The following is a 21,740-nucleotide window of genomic DNA, read 5'->3' on the forward strand; positions in this document are numbered from 1 at the left end:
TTACCTCACTTCGCCATCATGTAGGTGTGGATGCTGAACATGATCCACAGCGACAGACCAACCAGCAGAACGATCACAAGACCTGCGAACACGAACGCGATCACGTTCTCGCGCTGGGCTTCGGAGCGGTCCAGGTGCAGGAAGTACACCAGGTGCACCAGCACCTGGATCACGGCGAATGCCAGCACGATCATCAGGGTGATCGACTTCGGCAAGGTCGGGTACATCACCAGGCCGAACGGGATCAGGGTCAGGATGACCGACAGGATGAAGCCGATAGCGTAAGACTTTACGCTGCCGTGGCTCGCATCATGGCTGTCATGGGAGTGTGCATTAGCCATTACAGAGTCCCCATCAAGTAGACGACGGTGAATACGCAGATCCAGACCACGTCCAGGAAGTGCCAGAACAGGCTCAGGCAGCTCAGGCGGGTCTTGTTGGTGTTGGTCAGGCCGTGTTTATTGACCTGATACATCATCACCGCCATCCACAGCAGGCCGGCCGATACGTGCAGACCGTGGGTGCCTACCAGCGTGAAGAACGCGGACAGGAAACCGGAACGGTGCGGGCCGTAGCCTTCGGAGATCAGCAGGTGGAACTCGTTGATCTCCATGCCGATGAAGCCCAGGCCGAACAGGAAGGTCAGGGCCAGCCAGCTCAGCACGCCTTTCTTGTTGCCTTTGTAGAAGGCCAGCATGGCGAAGCCGTAGGTGATCGAACTGAACAACAGCAAGGCGGTTTCGCCGAGCACGTAAGGCAGTTCGAAGATGTCGTGGCCCGACGGGCCACCCGCTACGTTGTTTACCAGTACCGCGTACACCGCGAAGATCGACGCAAACAAAATGCAGTCGGTCATCAGGTAGAGCCAGAAACCGAAGACGGTTATCGGGCCGGTGTCGTGGTGGTCGTGGTGCCCATGGTCATCGACATGGGCGTGTCCAGCATTGGTCGCTAAGTTCGACATGGTTTAAACCTGTTCCAACGGGGTTTCAACACGGTTGGCCGGGATCTTCTTCTCGGCTACCAGGCGAGCGTGCTGCTCGGCTTCGATGCGTTCGATGGTTTCCACCGGCACCATGTAGCCTTGATCGTCACGTGCAGCGTGGACGATGAAGTAACCGATAGTGCCCACCAGGCCCACGATTGCCAGCCACCAGATGTGCCAGATCATCGCGAAACCGAACACGGTCAACAGCGCGCCCATCACCACGCCAGTGGCGGTGTTGTTCGGCATGTGGATCGGCTCGTAGTGCGCAGGTTTCTGGTACGCAGTACCGTCTTCCTTGGCTTCGGTGAACGCATCAATGGTGTTCGCAGTCGGGATCACGGCGAAGTTGTAGAACGGTGGTGGCGACGAGGTCGACCATTCCAGGGTGTGGCCGTTCCACGGGTCGCCGGACTCGCACAGGTTCTGCTTGCGATCACGCACGCTGACATACAACTGGATCAACTGGCAGGCGATACCGGCCGCGATCATCAACGCACCGAACATGGCGACGTACAGGTACGGCACCCACTCAGGGTTGGTGGTGGCGTTCAGACGACGGGTCATGCCCATGAAGCCCAGTGCATAGAGCGGCATGAACGCGACGAAGAAGCCCGAGATCCACAGCCAGAACGCAGCCTTGCCCCAACCTTCGTGCAGCTTGAAGCCGAACGCTTTCGGGAAGTAGAAGCTGAAACCGGCGATGTAGCCGAATACCGCGCCACCGATGATCACGTTATGGAAGTGAGCGATCACGAACAGGCTGTTGTGCAGCACGAAGTCAGCACCCGGAATGGCCAGCAGTACGCCGGTCATGCCGCCAATGGCGAAGGTCACCATGAAGCCCAGGGTCCACAGAACCTGGCTGGTCATGCGCAGACGACCGTGGTAGATGGTGAACAGCCAGTTGAACAGCTTCACCCCCGTCGGGATGGAAATCAGCATCGTCGCCAGGCCGAAGAAGGCGTTGACGCTGGCCCCCGAACCCATGGTGAAGAAGTGGTGCAGCCAGACCATGAAGCCCAGTACCGAGATCGCGCCCGATGCATAGACCATCGAGTGGTGACCGAACAGGCGTTTGCCGGTAAAGGTCGAGATCACTTCGGAGAAGATACCGAACGCTGGCAGGATCAGGATGTACACCTCAGGGTGACCCCATGCCCAGAACAGGTTCACGTACATCATCGGATTGCCACCAAGTTCATTGGTGAAAATGTGGAAATCCAGGTAACGGTCAAGCGACAGCAGCGCCATGGTAGCGGCCAGGATCGGGAACGAAGCCACGATCAGCACGTTTGCCCAGGTGCAGGTCCAGGTGAAGATCGGCATGTCCATCAGTTTCATGCCAGGGGCGCGCATCTTGAGGACGGTGGCCAGGAAGTTGACCCCCGTCAATGTCGTCCCGAGCCCTGATAACTGCAGTGCCCAAATGTAGTAATCCACCCCCACGCCCGGACTGTATTGCAGGCCCGACAATGGCGGATACGCAACCCAACCGGTCTTGGCGAATTCGCCGACGCCCAGGGACAGGTTGATCAGCACCACGCCCGATACCAGCAGCCAGAAGCTCAGGGAGTTCAGGAACGGGTAGGCAACGTCACGCGCACCGATCTGCAGCGGCAAGGCAAGGTTCATCAGGCCGGTGAAGAAAGGCATCGCCATGAAGATGATCATGATCACACCGTGGGCGGTGAAGATCTGGTCATAGTGTTCAGGCGGCAGGTAGCCCGGCGAACCCTCGGTGGCCATGGCCAACTGGGTACGCATCATGATGGCGTCGGCAAAGCCGCGCAGCAGCATGACCATGGCCACGATGACGTACATGACACCGATTTTCTTGTGGTCGACGGAGGTCAACCACTCGGTCCACAGGTAGGTCCACTTCTTGAAGTAGGTGATTGCCGCAAACAGTGCCAGACCACCCAGCGCGATCATGGCGATGGTCACCATCACGATCGGCTCGTGGAATGGGACCGCGTCCCAACTTAATTTACCAAACATCGTTTACTCCTCTGCCCCAGCAGTTGAATTCGAGCCCGTGTCAGAACCTTCAGCCGCGGCCACTTCTTTCTTCTCGTGCTTGACCGGCTTGCCTGGTTTCATGCCTTCGTACTTGTCGACGATTTTCTGAAACAGGTTCGGCTCGTACGAGGAGTACAGGGCGACAGGGTTGTTCTGGCTTGGTTTGGTCAGGGCGTCGTATTCAGCTTGATCAAGCTGTTTAGGTGCGGCCTTGACTTCGGCGACCCAGGCGTTGAAGTCTTCCTGGCTTGTCGAGATCGCTTTGAATTTCATGCCGGTGAAGCCAGCGCCGCTATAGTTGGCGGAGATGCCTTCCATTTCAGCTTTCTGGTTGGCGATCAGGTGCAGCTTGGTCTGCATACCTGCCATCGCGTAGATCTGACCGCCCAGGGCTGGGATGAAGAACGAGTTCATCACGGCGTCGGAGGTGATTTTGAAGTTCAGCGGGGTGTGCTCCGGGAAACGGATCTGGTTCACGGTGGCGATACCCAGGTCCGGGTAGATGAACAGCCACTTCCAGTCCAGCGCGACCACTTCGATGTTGATCGGCTTGACGTCCGATTCCAGCGGACGGTACGGGTCCAGTGCGTGGGTGGACTTGTAGGTCACATAACCCAGGGCAACGATGATGAGGATCGGGACCAGCCACACCGCGATTTCGATCTTGGTGGAGTGCGACCACTTCGGCGCGTAGGTCGCGTTGGTGTTGGACGCGCGGTATTTCCAGGCGAAGGCGAAGGTCATGATGATCACAGGGACCACGACCAGCAGCATCAGCAGGGTGGCGGTGATGATCAGGTTTCGTTCATCCAGACCGACCTGTCCTTTTGGGTCGAGCAAGGTCCACTTGCAGCCTCCCAGCATTAACAGCATGCCAAGCAGCGGCAAAAAGCCTAGTAATCGGGGGTACCTGTTTTTACTCATCTCACGACCTCTAAAGCAGCTTGCGCAATGCAGTTGGGTTTTGATCGCCAACACTTCACCCTGCCAAGGGTTGGCATTTCTCTTCGATTGAATAAGAGCCTGCCCGCCACACCAAAAAAACTGTACGTTTCACTGACCTGCGGCGCGTTCTTATTCGATTTCGTGGTTAAAGGCCTTGTTACAGACCAATTCCATTTGGTGCGGATAGTTGAAAGGCTGCCGGAACCTGGGTCGCACGGAGCCGTCCATCGCCCCTCGACCCCTGCGATGCTCAAATATTGCACAGCATCGGACACTCAGTGCGGGGGATTGTAGTTAGCTGGCGATGTATAAACCATGTCTGATAAAGAAATAATTTTTATCGATTACAGCAATAATTCTTCACTGACAGGGCCGGGATGCGCGATCTTATTGCGGTCAATTCTCAATAAAACCCACAAAAAATACCGTGTTATTCGTTCCTCCAGGCCATCCCTTACAAGTTGTAAGGGCATGACGAGGCCGTCGAAGTCCCCATAAAACAAGGCATTGGGACATCACCTCACGGCCACGACCGCGACCTGTCAAAGGTACGATTCAAACGATGAACTGACAGCACAAACTGACCGATTGGTGCAAATCCGCACGCCAAAAACGACGCATGGAAAGCGCCTGCGACAGCATCCGTGTGACAACATGTCGCACGCCGCACGCCCCATTTGTCGCCGTTCGTCACGGCCCTTTCACATTTGCCGACGCACAAAAAAGCCCCGGTCCTTCTTCAGGAGTGACCGGGGCTTTTTACGAAAAGTTCAGGCTGTGCGCTGGCGATTGCGATAAATGCCCAGCGGCACCAGGATCACCGTCAGCACAAACGCCACCAGCGCCCATTGCGCCAGCGACAGGCCCAGCACCGGTGGGTACGGTGTGCTGCAGAAGCCATCGACCTGGAAGCCCAGCGGGAATACCTTGGCCAGCGGCAAGTCATCGACGATCGGCTGCAACACATCGACGCCGCAGCTGACCTGGGGGAAGAACTGGGTGTACACATGGTGCCCCGCCGCAGCCACACCGCCGAGTGCACTGAGGATCACCAACCCTTCGAACAGGGTGACCGCGCCCTTGGTGCGCATCGCCGCGCCAATGAACGCGAAGATCGCGATCAGCAGCAAGGCGTAACGTTGCAGGATGCACAACGGGCACGGCGCTTCGCCCAGCACCACCTGCATGTACAGCGCACCGCCGATCAGCGCCAGGCAGATGATGCCCAGCAACACCAGAAAGCGCCGCTCCCTGCCTAAACGCAATTCGTCACTCATCCCCGTATCCCTTTGTTTGGTTGTGCCAATGGGCGCAAGTTTACACACAGAGCATGGTTTAAACAGAGGGGGGTTAACGGGGGATTAATCAGTCAGCACACCGATCCAACGGTGGCAGGGGCTTGCTCCCGATGGGAGTGGGTCAGCCAGCTTGGCTGTCACTGATACACCGCCATCCGGAGCAAGCCCCCTCCCACACTGTTGACGCGCGTTACTCCAGCGCCGCTGCAGGGCCGAAGAACTCGTAGCGCGTTTGCGCCTGCGGCACGCCCAGTGCCTTGAGGTGACGTTTGATCGCGGTCATGAAGCCCTTGGGCCCCAGGAAATAGGCATCCACATCGCGCTGTTCAGGCAACCACGCCGCCAACTGCGCCTGGCTCAACAACCCGATACTGTCCGCCGCCGGACTCACCCCATCGTCCTCGGCGTAGCAGTAAAACCGCTTGAGCTGCGGATGCCTGGCCGCCAGTGCATCCACCCACTCACGAAACGCATGCACCCCGCCATTGCGCGCGCAGTGGATAAAGTGCACCGGGCGCTCGGTGGCCAGGGCCGCCTCGAGCATCGCCAGGGTCGGTGTGATGCCCACCCCGCCACTGATCAGCACCAGCGGTTTGTCGCTGGCCACCAGCGTGAAATCACCCGACGGCGGGAACAGCTCAATCGTCGCGCCGACCTGCAGTTGATTATGCAAATAGCTGGACACCCGTCCCCCGGCTTCGCGTTTGACGCTGATGCGGTATTCGCCGCCATCGCTCAGTGCCGACAGGGAGTAATTGCGGCGCACTTCTTCGCCGTCGAGCACCAGCCGCAGGCTGATGTATTGGCCCGGCGCGGCCTTGAGAATCGGGCCGTTGTCCACCGGAGCAAAATGAAACGAAATGATCTCGGCGCTCTCCTCCACCCGCTTCACCAGTTTGAACGACCGAGCCCCGCGCCAACCACCCGGCGCCTTGGCTTTTTCGTCATAAAGGGCTTTTTCCGCGCCGATCAGAATATCCGCCAACTGGCCGTAGGCCGCGCCCCAGGCCTGCATGACCGCAGGCGTGGCGATGTCGCTGCCCAGCACTTCAGAGATCGCACGCAACAGGCAGGCGCCGACAATCGGGTAGTGCTCCGGCTGGATCTGCAGCGCCACGTGCTTGTTGATAATCTTCGCCACCAGGTCGCCCAACTGGTCGAGCCGGTCGATATGCCGCGCGTACATCAACACGCCATTGGCCAACGCGCGGGGCTGATCGCCGCTGGCCTGGTGGGCCTGGTTGAACAGCGGACGCACCTGCGGGTACTCGGACAGCATCATGCGGTAGAAATGGGTGATCAGCGCTTCACCACCGCGTTCCAGCAACGGCACGGTGGACTGGATGATGGCACGGTCTTGGGCCGTCAGCATGGGAGACTCCTGGGCTTGTTAATGAAGTGCCCTGAAGCAGTCAGTATTCGTGCCAATCTACAAATCCAATATTTTCAACTGGTTACGACATACCTAGTCAATATGACTTGCTACGCCTTATAGTCACAACGACTACAAGGAGTCATTATGACTGCGCATTCGCTGCTTACCACCCTGCTGCCCCTGGTCGCCGACCTTTCCCGCGACCTGCCCGAAGGCGAGCGTTACCGCCGCCTGCTGCACGCCATGCGCGCCCTGCTGCCGTGCGACGCCGCCGCGCTGTTGCGCCTGGACGGCGAGTGGCTGGTGCCGCTGGCGGTGGATGGCCTGAGCGCCGATACCCTGGGGCGACGCTTCAAGGTCAGCGAGCACCCGCGCTTCGCCGTGCTGCTGAGCAGCCCCGGCCCCACCCGCTTCGACAGCGACAGTGCGTTACCCGACCCCTATGACGGCCTGGTCGCCGGTGTGCACGGGCAACTGGAAGTGCACGACTGTATGGGCTGCCCGCTGTTCGTCGATGACCGGCCCTGGGGCCTGCTGACCCTGGATGCGCTGGACACCGAACGTTTCGAACGCGTTGAGCTGGACGCCCTGCAAGCCTTCGCCAGCCTCGCCGCCGCCACCGTCAATGTCGCCGAACGCATTGAACGCCTGGCCCTGCGCGCCGAGATCTACCGCCAGGCCGGCGGCCAGCCGCACAAGGAAATGATCGGCCAGAGCAAAACCCACAAGCGCCTGGTGGAAGAGATCAACCTGGTCGGCGGCAGCGACCTGACGGTGCTGATCACCGGCGAAACCGGGGTGGGCAAGGAGCTGGTGGCCCAGGCGATCCATGACGCCTCGACGCGGGCCGACAAACCGCTGATCAGCCTCAACTGCGCCGCCCTGCCGGAAACGCTGGTGGAAAGCGAGCTGTTCGGCCACGTGCGCGGCGCCTTTACCGGCGCACTGAATGAACGCCGAGGCAAATTTGAACTGGCCAATGGCGGTACTCTGTTTCTCGATGAGGTCGGCGAACTGTCGCTGAGCGTGCAGGCCAAGCTGCTGCGTGTGCTGCAAAGCGGCCAGCTGCAGCGCCTGGGCTCGGACCGCGAACACCAGGTGGACGTGCGCCTGATCGCCGCCACCAACCGCGACCTCGCCGAAGAAGTGCGCAGCGGCCGCTACCGCGCCGATTTCTACCATCGCCTCAGCGTGTACCCGCTGCACGTGCCGGCGCTGCGTGAACGCGGACGCGATGTGTTGCTGCTGGCCGGTTATTTCCTTGAACAGAACCGCTCACGCATGGGCCTGGGCAGCCTGCGCCTTGGCGGCGATGCCCAGGCCGCGCTGCTGGCCTATCACTGGCCGGGCAATGTGCGCGAGTTGGAGCACGCAATCGGGCGCAGCGCGCTCAAGGCGCTGGGCAACTGCCGCGAGCGTCCGAAGATACTCAGCCTGAGCGCCAGGGACCTGGATCTGCCGGAGGTCAACGCCCCGCTCATTGAAGCGCAAGCCCCGCCGGCACCCGTCACCGGTGACCTGCGCCAGGCCACCGAGCACTACCAGCGCCAGGTGATCGGCGCCTGCCTGGAACGCCACCAGCACAACTGGGCCGGCGCCGCCCGCGAGCTGGGCCTGGACCGCGCCAACCTGGGCCGCCTGGCCAGACGCCTGGGCCTGAAGTAGCAGGCAACCACATCCCTGCGGGTACCGGCGTGTTGTGACGAGCGGGCTTCTTGTGGAGAGCGGGCTTGCCCTAATGCCGTTCAGTTAAGCGCAGATTCCCTGTGGCGAGCAGGCTTGTCCTGCGTTGGGCTGCGCAGCAGCCCCAAAGCCAGGCGCTGAGCCGTATCAGGTACACCGCGTTTTGCTCGATTGGGCGCGCTTCGCACCCCAACGCGGGGCAAGCCCGCTCGCCACAATAAGCCCACACATTTTCCTTAACTGAACGGCATTAGGGCTTGCCACAGGGCGGCAGCAGAATCGACGCGTTGGCGGAGCCTCACTGGATTGGTTTTGTCTGAAAGGTCGGGCTCATAACTTTAGGCTTTCGGAACACCAGCACATTGCCCAGCATCACCAGCACCAACCCGGCCAATGCCGGCGGCGTCCACTGATAGCCTTCGGCAAACGCCGACACGTTCAGCGCCACCACCGGGAACAGCACGGTGCAATACGCCGCACGCTCGGGCCCCATGCGCCCCACCAGCGTGAGATAGGCCGTAAACCCGATCACCGACCCCGGAATCACCAGGTACCACAAGGCGCCGATGTACCGCGCGCTCCAGTCCATCTCGAAGGGAATGCCGCGCACCCCGCACCAGGTCGCCAGCATCAAGGCGCCGTAGGCCATGCCCCAGGCATTGGTGGTCAACGGTCTGAGCCCGGCCTTCTGTTGCAGGCTCGAAAGCATATTGCCCGCCGAAAAACACAGCGTTCCCAGCAGCGCCAGGCCCAGCCCCAGCAACGTCTGCGGGCTGGCGGTGTGCCCGGCCAGTTCCGGCCAGAACAGAAAGCCCAGTCCCAGCAGACCGAGGCCGCCGCCCATCAACACATTGCGCGCCACGCGCTGGCCGAAGAACACCCGCGCGTTCAGCGCGTTCCACAGCGTAGCCGTGGAAAACACCACCGCCACCAGGCCGCTGGGGACCCACTGCGTGGCGGTCAAAAAACACATGAAGTTGACGCAGAACAGGCACAGGCCCTGGGCCAGGCAGATCAGATGCCCACGCCGGTTCATCACCTGCAGCCTGCGACTGAACAACAGCAGCGCAAACAGCACCAGCGCGGCCAGGCCGAAGCGGTACACAATCGACACGGGAATGGCGACAACCCCCAACTGCCACTTGAGGGCGATCCAGGTGGTGCCCCAGATCAGCACGGTAAGGACATACAGGGAAAGGTTCATGGCGCGGCTCCGAAGGTTGAGCCACAGTGTCCGCCTCAAGCCACGGACCGCTCTTGCACATTCTTGCGCTTTTGTCGGGCGAAGGGATCACAGCCCGGACCTCGCGCGGTAGGATGCCAGGCATCGGAGAACACACGCCATGCCTGATCTGCAATCGCTGCACATCTTTCAGTCCCTCAACCGCTCGCCCAACGCACGCCTGCACGCCTGCGCCGAGCTGGGTGACGGCGTGTCGGCCGCGCTGTGGAGCAACCACCACGATGCCCAGGATTACCAGGGGCCCAGCCATCACACGCTGTCCTGCTACATCGGCGGCGGCACCGGTACGTTTCGCCGTGACCAGCCGGGCATCAAGGGCGGCCCGGACAAGTTGTGCGTGCTGCCGGCCGAGCATCAGTCGGCCTGGGTGATCAACGGCGACATCCGCCTGGCCCATGTGTATTTCAGCCCGGAACAATTCGCCCTCGGTTGCGTCACCCTGCTGGACCGCGAACCGCGTGCCCTCGCGTTGCAGGAAGCGACCTTTCTTGAAGACCCAGGCCAGGCGCGGCGCTTTCATCAACTGATCGCGCTCAATTGGCACGAGCCGGCCGAACGCCTGCTCACCAGCAGCCTGGCCCATGAAATGCTTAGCCACACCCTGCTCAACCAGGTCGGCGCCCGCGATGGCCTGCGCTTGAAAGGCGGGCTGGCGGCCTACCAACGGCGGCGGTTGGTGGAGTACATCGAGCAGCACCTGCAGGATCCCATCAGCCTCGGGCTGTTGGCGGGCTTGTGCGCCTTGTCGGAATACCACTTCGCGCGGATGTTTCGCCAGAGCTTCGGCCTGCCGCCCCATCAATACCTGCTGGCGCGGCGCCTGGCCCGTGCGCGCAGCCTGCTGCGCGGCGGCGCCCTGCCGCTGGGCGAGGTCGCCCTGATGTGCGGGTTTTCCAGCGCCAGCCATTTCAACCAGCGCTTTCGCCAGGCCACGGGTGCAACGCCTGGCGACTACCGTCAGGCCTTCGTCTAGACCATCAGCCCGAGGGTCTTGGCCTTGGCCACCGCCTGGGTGCGCCGTTCCACGCCGAGCTTGCTGTGGATGCGCCGGGCATGGGTCTTGACCGTGTGCAGGGAGATGAACAGACGGTCGGCAATCTGCAGGTTGGAATTGCCCAGGGCGATCAACCGCAGCACTTCCAGCTCGCGCTGGCTCAAGGGATTGTCCGCCGCGCCAATGGCGGCTGTGTGCGGCTCCAGGCCCAGTTCACTCAGCACACCGGGGGAGCGCAGGCGCAGCTCGCGGATCGCTTGCTGCACCTGGCAACGCGCCGCCAGGGCCAGGCCACTTTGCAGCGCACGCCGCGCCAGCGCGGTGTCGCCCAGCTGCCACGCCACCTCGCCGAGCACCAACTGCACCTCGGCTTCCAGGCAGAGCATGCCGCGTTGCCGGGTGACCTCCAGCAGCGCGTTGAGCCTTGAAAGAGGTTGCTCGGCGCACCCGAGCCTCACTTCTGCCAGCACCAGCAGGTACTCAAGGCGCGGGATCAATTCCAGCGTGGCCGGCGGTGCCTGCCTGGCGTGCGGCCCATGAAAGTGACGCAGCACGCGGCGCACCGCTTCCACGGTCAAGTCGGCCCGCCCCTGCTGCAACCAGAAATGCCCGCTGATCAACAGCAGCACCGCGCGGTAAACGCTCTGCGGGACGTGCCGCTGCTGCATCAACCGCTCGGCCTCGCGCAGCTGGATAAACGCCTGGGCGTAGTCGCCCTGGTTGGCCGCCAGCAGTGCCAGGCCCAGAAAGCCGTAGAGCACGCGTTTGTCCTGACTGTGCAGGCACATCGCCAAGCCTGCCTGGAAACACTCGGCGGCCAGTGCGTCCTGACCCTGGCGCAAGGCAAGGTGGCCACGGCGCAATGCGATCCGCCCCACCAGCGGGCCGGCCTCGATCTGCTGCTTGAGCAACATCGCCTGCACTTGCTCCAACAAGCTCTGCGCCCGATGCGGTGCGCCGCGCTGCTCGAGCAACTGGGCGTGATCCAGCTCAAGTAACGCCTCCAGCAGCAGCGAACCCTCGGCGCGCGCCAGGCACAGCGCTTCGCGATTGAGGGTTTGGGCGACGTCCAGCTCGCCGCGCAGCAAGGCTTGCTGGGTGAGCCCGGACAGGCACATCAGGCGCGAGGTCCAGGCGCTGTCGGGCAAGGCCTGCAGCGCATCAAGAAAATGCGCGCGGGCGCATTCGGCATCGCCGTTCAAATGCAACAGCCAGCCCCACTGCGCCTGCCAACGCGCCAGCAAGTGACGTTGCTGTACGGCGCCAGGTTGCGGCGTAAAGCGCGCCAACTGATCGATGCACTGCGCGGCCTGATCGAAGCGCCCGGCGAACAGCAGCGCCGCCGTCACCAGCCCCACCAACTGCGCAGAACACAGCAGCAGTTCATCACCGTGCTGTTCGTGCAGACGTAACACCAACACGGCGTTCTGCTGGCGAAACAGGTCTTCGAAACTGAAATGCTGCAACAGGCTTACCGCCACTTCGAACGCTTCGGCCAGCAATGCCTGTTCGAACGCGGCCTGCCAGTCGCCCTCGGTGGTAAACCATTGGCAGGCGCGCCGATGCCAGGAACGCCGGGCCGGCCACGGTTCGTCGCGCACCACGTGGGCCAGTGGCGCGAATATGCACAGCCAGTCGGCGCTGTGTTCCCAGGGCTGGACAAAGGCACCGAGCGCCTGCAGATCGCGCAGGTAGCGGGCGCCGTCGCCCGCGCCGAACAGGTGTTCACACAGGCTCGCATTGAACCTCGGCAGATGGGCCAGCACCTGCCAGGCCTCGACCCACTCGGCGGACCAGGTGCTGAACAGCTCGTGCTGCAAATAGTCGCGCAAGGTCTTGTCGGGATGGCCGTCGCCCAGCAAGGCGATCCGCACGCCGGCGCACCAGCCGGCACTGAAGTGCATGACGCTGTCGAGGCTCTGGCCGGGGCCCAGCAAAGCCTGGACTTCCCCAGCGCTGAACGCCAGCTCGCTGGCGCTGCACTCCCACAGTTCATCGTCGAGCAACAGCCTTGGCCAGTTGCACGCCGGGCGCCGCCGCGTGCCGAGCCACCAGCTCAGCGCCGGGCTGCCGAGGGTGAGCAGGCGGTCGAGCAAGGCATCCAGCTCGGGGTCGGGAAAACGGCAGAAGTCATCGAGAAACAGCCAGGCCGGCGTTGACCAGGTACTCAGGTCGAGCAACAGCGCGGCTTCATCGGTGAAGGGCAGGCCCAGGCTCTGCGCCACTCGGCGGCAAAGACCCTCGGGGCTCAAGGCCACCCCATTGAGCGCCAGCCAGTACACCGGGCACCCCGCTGGCGCCTGCAAGGCGCACTCGGCGAACAACGCACTCTTGCCACTGCCGCCCGGCGCACACAGCAACCTCACCCGTGCCTGCGCCGCGAGCAAGGGCTGGGCCAGTCGCGGCCGCAGCAGGTGGTGAGCGGACAGCCGTGGCATGAATCCGGGACGGTCCAGGCAACGAGTCATGGCGGTCATTGCTGCATCCTGCGTTTTTATTGTGATGAAGCCTGACGCGTACCCTAGTCCTGGGGTTGGTGGTTGTTGAAGAAGTATTCAGCGGGGTGATTGACGGCCATGCATAAAAGCCAGGGTGTACACACTCTACTGTGGAAGGGAGCTTGCTCCCGATGGCGGTGGGTCAGTCGGCTCGCTTGTGGCTGATGTACCGCTATCGGGAGCAAGCCCCCTCCCACAGTGATTGCATTTCACCTCACCTTCAGCGCACGCCTTCGGAGCGCAATGCTGCGGGGGTGTAGTCGGCGGCCTTGGCGGCGAAGCCGAACACGAAACTGCGTTTCTCCTCGTTCTTCATGCCCAGGGCGATGTAGCGCCCGGCGATGAGGTCGTAGAGGGTTTCGACCGTGTAGGCCGGCACCTGGTGGTCGTAATAGAACTGCGCATGACCTTCGGCGACGCGCCACAGTTGGCCGCGACCGTCGTAGTGATCCACCAGCGCCACCTGCCAGCTGTCTTCGTCGATGTACATGTGGCGCTTGGCGTAGATATGCCGCTCGCTGGGCTTGACCGTACCGACCACTTCCCACACGCGGTGCAGCTCGTAGCGGGTCAGGTCCTGGTTGATGTGGCCGGCCTTGATGATGTCGTCGTACTTGAGGTTCGGCGAATCGAGCTTGTAGCTGTTGTAGGGGATGTACAGCTCTTTCTTGCCCACCAGCTTCCAGTCGTAGCGGTCGGGCGCGCCGGAGAACATGTCGAAGTTGTCGGTGGTGCGCAGGCCGTCGGAAGCGGTGCCTGGCCCGTCATACGACACTTGCGGTGCACGCCGCACACGGCGCTGGCCAGCGTTGTAGATCCAGGCCAGGCGCGGCTCCTTCACCTGATCGAGGGTTTCGTGCACCAGCAGCACGTTGCCCGCCAGCCGCGCCGGGGCCGTCACCGATTGCTTGAAAAAGCTCAGCACGTTGGCCGCCTTGGCCGGGTCCATGTCGGGGATGGCCTGGGGCACTGCCACTTCTTCTTCGAAACGGATCGGCGTGTAGCTGCCGTTGGTCTGCGGCGTGGCCTGGGTGATGATGCGGCGCAGGTTGCCGCCGTGGTAACGGGTGATGTGGTTCCACAGCACCTCGACGCCAGTCTTGGGAATCGGGAACGCGTAATAGCGGTTGCCGGTGAAGTTCTCCAGGCCGTTGCCGTCGTTGATCGCCTTGACGTTCAACGCGCTGCGCTTGATCGACTCGTAGATATCCGGCGGCAGGTTTACCGTACGGTGGCTGGGGTATACCGGGATCTTGTAGGTCTCGGGGTAACGCTTGAACATCGCCACCTGGCCGTCGGAGAGTTTGCTCTGGTACTTATCGACGGTGGCGGCGGTGATCACGAACAGTGGTTTTTCACTGGCAAACGGATCGGCCAGAAAGCCTTTGCTGTCCACCGCGCCGGCGTTTTTCGGGATGCCGCCGGTCCAGGCCGGGATCGAGCCGTCAGCATTGCCGGCCTTTTCGGCACCGACCGGCGTGAGGGTGGTACCCAATTTGGCGGCCTCTTCCGGCGAGACCGCCGCCATCACGTGAGCGGCCAGCAGACTCAGGGCCAACGCTGCAATTGTCTTACGCATAAGTTCTTGTCCTTCTTTAAGCCAAATCAGAAGTTCACGCCGAAGCTGAGGGCGAGGAAGTCGCGGTCGGTCAGGGTGTTGTAGTCGCCGCCAAAAAAGTCGGTGTAGCTGAGGCTGGCGGTGTAGGTGCTGCGGTAGTCGGCATCCACGCCGACGCTGATGGCCTTGGCGCCCTTGTTGAAGATGCCGTTGGGGCCGTAGCCGGCGACGTCATGGGACCAGGACAGGTTGGGCTTGAGGTTCACCCCGGCAATCGCGTTGTTGTAGTCCAGGATCGCCCGCGCGCGGTAGCCCCAGGAGGTGGAGGTGACGAAGCCATCGGTGTCACCCTGAAACCCGTAAGCGCCGTACACCGAGTCGCGGCCGTAACGCAGCTTGGCTTTGTCTTCCAGGCCGGCAACGTGCACCACCGCCGCCTCGCCCACCAGGGTCAAGCGCTCGGCGCCCAGCACCTGGTCGAAAAACTGGGTCATGGTGCTCTGGATCTGGGTGATTTCCTTGCGCCGGTAACCCACGTTATCGGCGCCGAACGAGCTGCGGATGGGCGAGGCGGTGTTACCGGCAATCGGGTTGATCAGCGCCAGGGTCAGGTCGGTGGTGTTGAGTTGCACCGGGGCGTTGGGGCGGTAGCTGATTTCCCCGGTCCACGCCGTGCCGGTGGGCAAGGTGGTGGAGAAGCTGGCGCCGAACAGGCGGATGTCCTCGGGATAGTCGAGGTAATACTGGCCGCGGCCGAGCATCAGACTTTGCACCAGGCCCGCACCGGAGCCGGGCGCCAGGCGGTTGGCGGCACCTGCAATGGCGCCGAGGGTCGCAAGGCTGGTGTTGTTGGTAAGGGTGCCCACGGTCGGCGTGCGGCTGTGGTAGTTCATGAAGTACAGGCCGTACTCGGTGTCGTCGCCGAGCCAGCGCAGGGCCGCGCCGAACTGGCCGGAGTCGCGCGCATCGCGGTCGCCGGCACGCCGTACGATCACGCCTTCATTGGTCACGCCGAAACCCTGGCCGAATGCGGCGGCCACCGGTTGCAGGGGCCGGATCGCCGGGCTGCCGACCGTGTAGTTATTGGTGCAACCGTCCGCCGCCACATCGCCGCCAAAGAAGGTGCCGCAGTTGTCCAGCACCGTCTGGTCCCATTCCAGTTGGTAGAAGCCTTCGACGGTGAGCTGACTGGTGAGGCTTTGGGAGGCGAACAGCATGTTCACCGGGATCAGGCCTTCCTTGATCTCGGCGCCCGGGCGGCGGAACGCGGAGACGTCAACCGGGTTGATGCTGTTGATGGAGTTGCCGATAAACGTGCTTTCGCCCCAGCTGACCACTTGCTTGCCGGCGCGCACGGTGCCCGGCAGGTCGCCCAGGGAATAGTTGTGATACACGAAGGCATCGAGGATCTGCGCGCCACTGGATTTGGCGCCCTCTTTGCGGTTGTGATCGCTGATGGGCTTGAACTCGCGGTCTTCGTCCTTGAGTTCGAAGTCGTACCAGTATTTGCCACGCACGAACACGCCGGTATCACCGTATTTCAACTCGAGGTCGTGCAGGCCTTTGAAGATTTTCGAGAAGGTCTCGCCTTTCTTGAAGTTGAGCCGCCCGTCATCGCCCGTGGAAGCCTGGCCACTGCCACCGTTGACGGTGCCCACCAGCTTGCGGTCGGCATCACGCATGCCCCAACTGGCGCCCACCGACAGCGACGAATCGAATTGCCCTTCGATCTCGCCGATGTTGAACGAAACAGCCTGCGTCTGGGCGCAGCAACCCAAGGCAACCGCAGCGGCCAGCGCCTGCGGCGTGAAGATGGCGCGCATTGTTGTTTTTGTCATGCGTCTTCCCCAGTGAGTAACAGAAGGCTTCACCCTACTGCCGCCCGTGGGGAGCGATAAGCGCACCAAGGAGGTATTCGTGTTGTCGTTCGAAAGGATTAACGGCCACGCTGGCCACGCTGGCCGGGCTTCGGGCGCGGGCATGCAGCGGATGGATGGAGTCTTATCAAAGGGATGGATGGATCGTTACCAATTTTGTAATAGTCCTTGTCCCAATGAGGTATTACTCATTCTGTAACAAACGACTATTCTGGCCGGGCTTTAAGAGCACTGCGCTCGCTCCCACCCCAGGGTGCAAAGCCGGATTCAACTTGATTGATGTTTTTATTCAATCGGTTATCGGTGTTCATTGACGTTTATCTGCCGCTCCTTGGTACAACGTCTTACTTCAGCCGCTGCATTTGCAGCGGCTTTTTTTTGCCTGGGGATTAAAGGACGATCACGCAACGATCAGAGGCTGTACTTCTGCAAATTGGCCATCATCTCCTTCAGCGCCTCGATGTTGTCCTGCGGATGGGCGGCTCCTTCGAAGTCGCAGATCTGTGCCCAGTGCGCCGCCACATCCTCGGGCGAGAAGCCGGCCTGCGGATCAAAACCCACCCCCAGGCTGCGCTCCCAGCGGGTCTTGCCGATCCAGCCACCGCCGACTTCAAACAGGCCCGAGGTGTCCTGGCAGGCCTCGCTGCCCAGGTACACCACCAGCGGGCTGACCAACTCCGGCTTGAGGCGCTCGAACACCTGCGGTGGGATCAGGCCTTCGGTCATGCGCGTGCCGCCGGTGGGGGCAATGGCGTTGACCAAAATGTTGTGCTTGCGCCCTTCCAGCGCCAGGGTGCGGGTCAGGCCATACAGCCCGAGCTTGGCCATGCCGTAGTTGGACTGGCCGAAGTTGCCGTAGATGCCTGAGGTGGACGCGGTGAAGATCACCCGTCCGTACGCTTGCTCACGCAGGTGCGGCCAGGCGGCGCGGGTGACTTTGTAGGCGCCTTCGACATGCACCCGGTAAACCAGGTCCCAATCGCTGTCCTCCATCTTGTGGAAGGTTTTGTCGCGCAGGATGCCGGCGTTGTTGACCACCACGTCGATGCGACCGAATGCGTCCATGGCGTTCTGCACAATCCTGTCACCGTCGGTGACCGAGTCATGGTTGGCCTCGGCAATGCCACCGGCTTCGCGGATTTCGGCAACCACCCGATCGGCCGCCGAGGCGTTGGCGCCTTCGCCCTGGGCGGAGCCGCCGAGGTCGTTGACCAGTACCCTGGCCCCGTGCCTGGCAAACAGCAGCGCATGTGCGCGGCCCAACCCGCCGCCGGCACCGGTGACGATCACGACCTTATCCTGGAACTGCACTGACTCACTCATACCGAACTCCACAGGCGACAATGACAATGGTTCGAGTGTCCGGCACCGGGCGTGCGGTCACAATGAACACGGCCGCGGCTGAATGGTGCGCGATAAGGCAGCGGGATGATTGCGGGGCAAGCCCTAATGCCGTTCAGTTAAGCGCAGATTCCCTGTGGCGAGCAGGCTTGTCCTGCGTTGGGCTGCGCAGCAGCCCCAAAACCAGACGCTGAGCCGTATCAGGTACACCGCGTTTTGCTTGATTGGGGGCGCTTCGCACCCCAACGCGGGGCAAGCCCGCTCGCCACAATAAGCCCACAAGAGCCCTCTTGATCGTTCCCACGCGTGGGAACGAAATAGGCTTACCCAAGGCTTCATCGCGAGCAAGCCCCCTCCCACACGGTGGCGCGTGCGATGTGCGCGCGAAACGTCAGGTAGTGTTTGAGCACCTGCACCGGCGCTTCGATCTGCGGGTAGTGGCCGATATTGGTCAGCAGCACGGTATCGGCGTGGGGCACCAGTTGATGGTATCGCTCCACCATGTGCGCGCCGGAGATCGGGTCGACCTCGCCATCGATCACGCGCAACGGCACATCGCCCACTTGCATGGCCGCCACCCAGCGATCGCGCAGGGTACGGCGCTGGGGCACGTAGGCGATGAGTTTGTGCAGGATGCGCGTGCCGTCGTTGGCGCTGATCAGGCTCCAGAAATCGTCCAGGGCGCTTTCGCTGGGGCGGGTCTGGGGGCCGAAGATCTGGCTGAAGCTGTTGGACAGGGCGTTGCGCCCAAAGGCGCGGCTGATCATCCACCCCAGCGGGCTGAGCAAAAGCTTTTGCAGCAGCGCCGGGTGATGGGTTTCGGGAAACAACCCGCCGTTGAGGAACACGCAGCTGGCCATCTGGAAGCGGCCTTCGTAATGCCGTGCCAGCAGTTCCTGGGCGACACTGTCGCCGTAGTCATGGGCCAGCACATGCACGGGCTGCTCGATCCCCAGGTGCTGGAGCAGCGCCTGTTGCAGATCGGCCTGCTCCAGCAGGCAATAGCCATGATCCAGCGGCTTGGCCGAATCGCCAAAGCCGAGCATGTCGCAGGCGATCACCAGGTTGCGCTGGGCCAGGGGCTGCCACAGGTAGTGCCAGTCCCAACTGGCAGTGGGGAAGCCATGGATCAGCAGCAGCGGCTCACCCTGACCGGCCACCCAGTAACGAATGGTATGGCCGCGAAAGTCAAAACTGCGGCTGCGCTTGCGCCAGGCACGCAACGGGATCTCGGCGAGTGGCATCAGGTTTTATACCCCGGGTCTTGCAGCTCGAGTTTGCGCAGCAGCGCAGGCCAGGCCAGCGCGCCGCCCAGGCCCTGAGCACTGCGGGTGACGGCGGCGGCCATGGCCTTCGCGCCGGCGAGAATCTGCGGTTCGATGGCGATTAACTCTGCGCCGCCGGTTTGCGCCAGTACCTGAATATCACAGGCCCGCTGAAAGATGAACATCATCAGGAATGTATCGGCAATGGTGCTGCCGCAGGTCAGCAGCCCATGGTTGTGCAGCATCAGAAAACCGTTGTCGCCCAGATCGGCCTGCAGGCGGACCTTCTCCTCGTGGTTCAGCGCCACGCCTTCGTAGGCGTGGTAGGCCAGGCTCGCCAGCACGAACAACGATTGCTGGCTGATCGGCAGTACCCCCTGCTTCTGCGCCGCCACCGCCACGCCGGCGGCGGTGTGGGTATGCAGTACGCACACCACGTCATGCCGCACTTCATGAATGGCGCTGTGAATGGTGTAGCCCGCAGGGTTGATCTCGTAGGGGCTGTCCATCAGTTTATTGCCGGCCTGATCGACCTTGACCAGACTCGACGCGGTGATCTCGTGGAACATCAGCCCATAGGGGTTGATCAGGAAGTCTTCGGTGCCCGGCACCTTGGCCGAGATATGGGTGAAGATCAGATCGTCCCAACCGTGCATCGCCACCAGGCGATAGCAGGCTGCCAGATCGACACGCGCTTGCCATTCGGCGGCGCTGACCTGGTCTTTGACATTCGGTGGCGATAGAACGGGGGATAGGCTCACGGCGATGACCTCCTTGGCGCATTTTTTATTATTTTTTTGAGTGATGGGCCAGTCTAGTCAGACACCCTGGCGCGATGAGTTGCCTTCGCAGCCAGCTTGATGACCGTGCGAGTCAGTTGTAAGAATAGTCCAGATCAGGGGTCGGCGGCGTCAGAGAAGCGCCGCCAGAAAAGCCGCAATCAGCCGCGCAGGGCCGTTATCAGCTCGCTCAGCCAGGGCTCGGCGTCGGCTTCCGGGGTGACGCTTTCGCTGGCGTCCAGGCGCAGCATCGGCAGGACTTCGCGCACGCCAAGCTCTGCGAAGAGTTCGCGCATCTGCTCGCCACCACCGCAGAAGGTGTCGCCATAGCTGGCGTCGCCCAGGCCGATCACGGCGCCCGGGAGTCCGCGCCAGGCGGCGGGCAGTTGGTCACGGATGCTCGAATACAAGGGCTGCAGATTGTCGGGCAATTCGCCCATGCCGGTGGTGGAGGTCACGGCCAGCAAAGCCTCGGGCGCAAATGCCTGCACCTCTGCCAGGGTGGCGCGAGGGTTGTGCCAGGCTTCGAAGCCGGCCGCATTGAGGATGCCGACGGCGTGGCGGGCGACTTCTTCAGCCGTGCCGTACACTGAGCCGGAAAGGATGGCGACTTTCATCAATCTGATCCTGTGGTTGAGTGAAAGCCTGGGATATTAACAGTTGAGGCATATAGTTCGGTGCGCCCCGTGCAACATCCTGCCGGTGCCATAAACTGCCCTTTGAAAACACGCTTTGGACCGCTTAATGATTAACCCCAACCTGATGCAAATGGTGATCAACGCTTCCAACGACGGCATCGTGATCGCCGAACGGGAAGGCCGAGAGACGCCGGTGATCTACGTCAACCCGGCGTTCGAGCGTCTGACCGGCTACACCCTCGATGAAATCCTCTATCAGGACTGCCGCTTCCTGCAGACCGGTGACCGCGACCAGCCGGGCCTGATAGCAGTTCGCAAAGCCATGCAAGAAGGCAGCCCCTGCCGCGAAATCCTGCGCAACTACCGCAAGGACGGCACGCTGTTCTGGAATGAGCTGTCGCTTTCTACCCTGTATAACGAGGCCGACAAGCTGACGTATTTCATCGGTGTGCAAAAGGACGTCACGCTGCAGGTCAAGGCTCAGCAGCGCGTCGCGCAGCTTGAAGCGGAACTGGCCGGGGTCAAGGCTGAGCTCGCAGCGCTGAAGGCGGCGGCCGGATCGAATAAAGTTTAGAAAACGTCGGCATTAGAATGGATAATCGCCCCTTACTCTTCCTCATTGAGCCCGATCAATGTCACGCGAAGCGCTTCTGACTCAGGATGAGTTGGATTTCATTCAGAACATGCAGCACAACCCCCAGCTCAATCTAAGGGATGCATCGTCGAGCCTGACGGTCAATGGCGGTGCGCAATTGCGCGACCTGCTCACCCGGCTGGCGGCTCACGATCACGTCACGCTGCAGGCGCAATTCGACAACCAGCAACTCACGTTCCCGCTGCATCTGGAGGAGGATGAGTTCAATGCGGTGCATTTGCGAGTCGGGGTGCCGAGCATCTTCGAAGACGGGCCGATGATCCGCCCGTGGCGCCTGGCGCTGGATACACCGGTGGCGCTGGAAAACATCCGCGGCACCCCCGGCGCACTGTGGGTGCATCAGGTGTCATTCAAGGGCGTGCTGGTGGAGATGCGTGGCCGGGTCAAGCCGCCCAAGAGTTTTTCGCTGTGGTTCAGCCCATCGGGCTACGAGCGAATTTCGCTGCGCGGTGCGTTCGAGCGGGAGACGGCGCGGGGCCTGTTCGCCTACCGCCTCAGCCAGGGTGATGCGGATGAAACCGAGCGCCTGCGCCAGTTCATCCTGCACGAACACCGCCGGGTGCACCCGCATATGCACGCCTGAA

Annotated in this window: 18 protein-coding genes; 4 read left to right on the forward strand and 14 right to left on the reverse strand. The window is 62.0% G+C overall.

Annotated elements, in window-relative coordinates; all coding sequences use genetic code 11:
* Positions 1-5: 5 nt before the first annotated feature.
* The 6 genes from cyoD to hmpA all read right to left on the reverse strand — a co-directional run bounded on the left by cyoD (position 6) and on the right by hmpA (position 6,622).
* The gene (cyoD, locus tag RHM60_RS11510; RefSeq protein ID WP_003176003.1) at positions 6-341 is read right to left on the reverse strand and encodes a cytochrome o ubiquinol oxidase subunit IV; all 336 of its coding nucleotides are present in this window, start codon (positions 339-341) and stop codon (positions 6-8) included.
* The gene (locus RHM60_RS11515) at positions 341-964 is read right to left on the reverse strand and encodes a cytochrome o ubiquinol oxidase subunit III (RefSeq protein WP_003238390.1); all 624 of its coding nucleotides are present in this window, start codon (positions 962-964) and stop codon (positions 341-343) included. Before RHM60_RS11515 ends, cyoD begins: the two co-directional genes overlap by 1 nt.
* Positions 965-967: 3 nt before the next feature.
* Positions 968-2,986, reverse strand: a complete 2,019-nt coding sequence (gene cyoB, locus RHM60_RS11520; protein WP_057007311.1) for a cytochrome o ubiquinol oxidase subunit I — start codon at positions 2,984-2,986, stop codon at positions 968-970.
* A 3-nt stretch (positions 2,987-2,989) separates the two neighbouring features.
* On the reverse strand, positions 2,990-3,931 hold the full coding sequence (gene cyoA, locus RHM60_RS11525) for a ubiquinol oxidase subunit II (RefSeq protein ID WP_209984676.1): 942 nt from the start codon (positions 3,929-3,931) through the stop codon (positions 2,990-2,992).
* Positions 3,932-4,722: 791 nt separating this feature from the next.
* A complete protein-coding gene (locus RHM60_RS11535; RefSeq protein WP_209984679.1) occupies positions 4,723-5,229 on the reverse strand; it encodes a disulfide bond formation protein B in 507 nt (168 codons plus the stop codon).
* Between the two features lie 211 nt (positions 5,230-5,440).
* The gene (gene hmpA, locus RHM60_RS11540) at positions 5,441-6,622 is read right to left on the reverse strand and encodes an NO-inducible flavohemoprotein (protein WP_322214479.1); all 1,182 of its coding nucleotides are present in this window, start codon (positions 6,620-6,622) and stop codon (positions 5,441-5,443) included.
* Positions 6,623-6,769: 147 nt separating this feature from the next.
* Here hmpA and norR point away from each other — a divergent pair, with 147 nt between their 5' ends.
* A complete protein-coding gene (gene norR / locus RHM60_RS11545; RefSeq protein ID WP_231423446.1) occupies positions 6,770-8,290 on the forward strand; it encodes a nitric oxide reductase transcriptional regulator NorR in 1,521 nt (506 codons plus the stop codon).
* Between the two features lie 316 nt (positions 8,291-8,606).
* Here the strand turns inward: norR and RHM60_RS11550 are convergent, their stop codons facing one another.
* A complete protein-coding gene (locus tag RHM60_RS11550; protein ID WP_209984688.1) occupies positions 8,607-9,512 on the reverse strand; it encodes a DMT family transporter in 906 nt (301 codons plus the stop codon).
* Positions 9,513-9,651: 139 nt separating this feature from the next.
* Between RHM60_RS11550 and RHM60_RS11555 the strand changes: the two genes are divergently transcribed.
* On the forward strand, positions 9,652-10,524 hold the full coding sequence (locus RHM60_RS11555) for a helix-turn-helix transcriptional regulator (RefSeq protein WP_231423442.1): 873 nt from the start codon (positions 9,652-9,654) through the stop codon (positions 10,522-10,524).
* Here the strand turns inward: RHM60_RS11555 and RHM60_RS11560 are convergent.
* From RHM60_RS11560 to RHM60_RS11590, 7 genes are all read right to left on the reverse strand, one after another.
* Positions 10,521-13,022 carry a LuxR C-terminal-related transcriptional regulator gene (locus RHM60_RS11560; RefSeq protein ID WP_322214480.1) on the reverse strand — a complete coding sequence of 834 codons (2,502 nt, stop codon included), beginning with the start codon at positions 13,020-13,022 and terminating at the stop codon, positions 10,521-10,523. The genes RHM60_RS11555 and RHM60_RS11560 overlap by 4 nt on opposite strands.
* A 241-nt stretch (positions 13,023-13,263) precedes the next feature.
* Positions 13,264-14,622, reverse strand: a complete 1,359-nt coding sequence (locus RHM60_RS11565) for a DUF1329 domain-containing protein (protein WP_209984695.1) — start codon at positions 14,620-14,622, stop codon at positions 13,264-13,266.
* A gap of 26 nt (positions 14,623-14,648) precedes the next feature.
* Positions 14,649-16,439 (reverse strand): DUF1302 domain-containing protein, encoded by a 1,791-nt coding sequence (locus tag RHM60_RS11570; RefSeq protein ID WP_322214481.1) that lies wholly within the window; start codon positions 16,437-16,439, stop codon positions 14,649-14,651.
* 450 nt (positions 16,440-16,889) lie between these two features.
* Entirely contained in the window at positions 16,890-17,801 is a 912-nt protein-coding gene (locus tag RHM60_RS11575) for an SDR family oxidoreductase (protein ID WP_209984701.1), read from the reverse strand.
* 353 nt (positions 17,802-18,154) lie between these two features.
* Positions 18,155-19,063 (reverse strand): alpha/beta hydrolase, encoded by a 909-nt coding sequence (locus RHM60_RS11580; protein WP_322214482.1) that lies wholly within the window; start codon positions 19,061-19,063, stop codon positions 18,155-18,157.
* A complete protein-coding gene (locus RHM60_RS11585; protein WP_231423433.1) occupies positions 19,063-19,845 on the reverse strand; it encodes a class II aldolase/adducin family protein in 783 nt (260 codons plus the stop codon). Before RHM60_RS11585 ends, RHM60_RS11580 begins: the two co-directional genes overlap by 1 nt.
* A 179-nt stretch (positions 19,846-20,024) precedes the next feature.
* Positions 20,025-20,480 carry a flavodoxin gene (locus RHM60_RS11590; RefSeq protein WP_209984709.1) on the reverse strand — a complete coding sequence of 152 codons (456 nt, stop codon included), beginning with the start codon at positions 20,478-20,480 and terminating at the stop codon, positions 20,025-20,027.
* Positions 20,481-20,607: 127 nt separating this feature from the next.
* Here RHM60_RS11590 and RHM60_RS11595 point away from each other — a divergent pair, with 127 nt between their 5' ends.
* A complete protein-coding gene (locus RHM60_RS11595; RefSeq protein WP_322214483.1) occupies positions 20,608-21,075 on the forward strand; it encodes a PAS domain-containing protein in 468 nt (155 codons plus the stop codon).
* Positions 21,076-21,133: 58 nt separating this feature from the next.
* On the forward strand, positions 21,134-21,739 hold the full coding sequence (locus tag RHM60_RS11600; RefSeq protein ID WP_209984714.1) for a hypothetical protein: 606 nt from the start codon (positions 21,134-21,136) through the stop codon (positions 21,737-21,739).
* The last annotated feature ends 1 nt before the right edge of the window (position 21,740 follow it).

This window comes from Pseudomonas sp. MH9.3, from assembly GCF_034354675.1.
GTDB lineage: Bacteria > Pseudomonadota > Gammaproteobacteria > Pseudomonadales > Pseudomonadaceae > Aquipseudomonas.

What these genes read in the sequence shown, in the direction of transcription:
- RHM60_RS11570 (WP_322214481.1), bottom strand. Translation starts at nt 16,439, where the DNA reads ATGACAAAAACAACAATGCGCGCCATCTTCACGCCGCAGGCGCTGGCC.
- RHM60_RS11600 (WP_209984714.1), top strand. Translation starts at nt 21,134, where the DNA reads ATGTCACGCGAAGCGCTTCTGACTCAGGATGAGTTGGATTTCATTCAG.
- norR (WP_231423446.1), top strand. Translation starts at nt 6,770, where the DNA reads ATGACTGCGCATTCGCTGCTTACCACCCTGCTGCCCCTGGTCGCCGAC.
- RHM60_RS11555 (WP_231423442.1), top strand. Translation starts at nt 9,652, where the DNA reads ATGCCTGATCTGCAATCGCTGCACATCTTTCAGTCCCTCAACCGCTCG.
- cyoD (WP_003176003.1), bottom strand. Translation starts at nt 341, where the DNA reads ATGGCTAATGCACACTCCCATGACAGCCATGATGCGAGCCACGGCAGC.
- cyoB (WP_057007311.1), bottom strand. Translation starts at nt 2,986, where the DNA reads ATGTTTGGTAAATTAAGTTGGGACGCGGTCCCATTCCACGAGCCGATC.
- RHM60_RS11565 (WP_209984695.1), bottom strand. Translation starts at nt 14,622, where the DNA reads ATGCGTAAGACAATTGCAGCGTTGGCCCTGAGTCTGCTGGCCGCTCAC.
- RHM60_RS11575 (WP_209984701.1), bottom strand. Translation starts at nt 17,801, where the DNA reads ATGAGTGAGTCAGTGCAGTTCCAGGATAAGGTCGTGATCGTCACCGGT.
- hmpA (WP_322214479.1), bottom strand. Translation starts at nt 6,622, where the DNA reads ATGCTGACGGCCCAAGACCGTGCCATCATCCAGTCCACCGTGCCGTTG.
- RHM60_RS11590 (WP_209984709.1), bottom strand. Translation starts at nt 20,480, where the DNA reads ATGAAAGTCGCCATCCTTTCCGGCTCAGTGTACGGCACGGCTGAAGAA.
- RHM60_RS11515 (WP_003238390.1), bottom strand. Translation starts at nt 964, where the DNA reads ATGTCGAACTTAGCGACCAATGCTGGACACGCCCATGTCGATGACCAT.
- RHM60_RS11535 (WP_209984679.1), bottom strand. Translation starts at nt 5,229, where the DNA reads ATGAGTGACGAATTGCGTTTAGGCAGGGAGCGGCGCTTTCTGGTGTTG.
- RHM60_RS11550 (WP_209984688.1), bottom strand. Translation starts at nt 9,512, where the DNA reads ATGAACCTTTCCCTGTATGTCCTTACCGTGCTGATCTGGGGCACCACC.
- RHM60_RS11595 (WP_322214483.1), top strand. Translation starts at nt 20,608, where the DNA reads ATGATTAACCCCAACCTGATGCAAATGGTGATCAACGCTTCCAACGAC.
- RHM60_RS11580 (WP_322214482.1), bottom strand. Translation starts at nt 19,063, where the DNA reads ATGCCACTCGCCGAGATCCCGTTGCGTGCCTGGCGCAAGCGCAGCCGC.
- cyoA (WP_209984676.1), bottom strand. Translation starts at nt 3,931, where the DNA reads ATGAGTAAAAACAGGTACCCCCGATTACTAGGCTTTTTGCCGCTGCTT.
- RHM60_RS11560 (WP_322214480.1), bottom strand. Translation starts at nt 13,022, where the DNA reads ATGACCGCCATGACTCGTTGCCTGGACCGTCCCGGATTCATGCCACGG.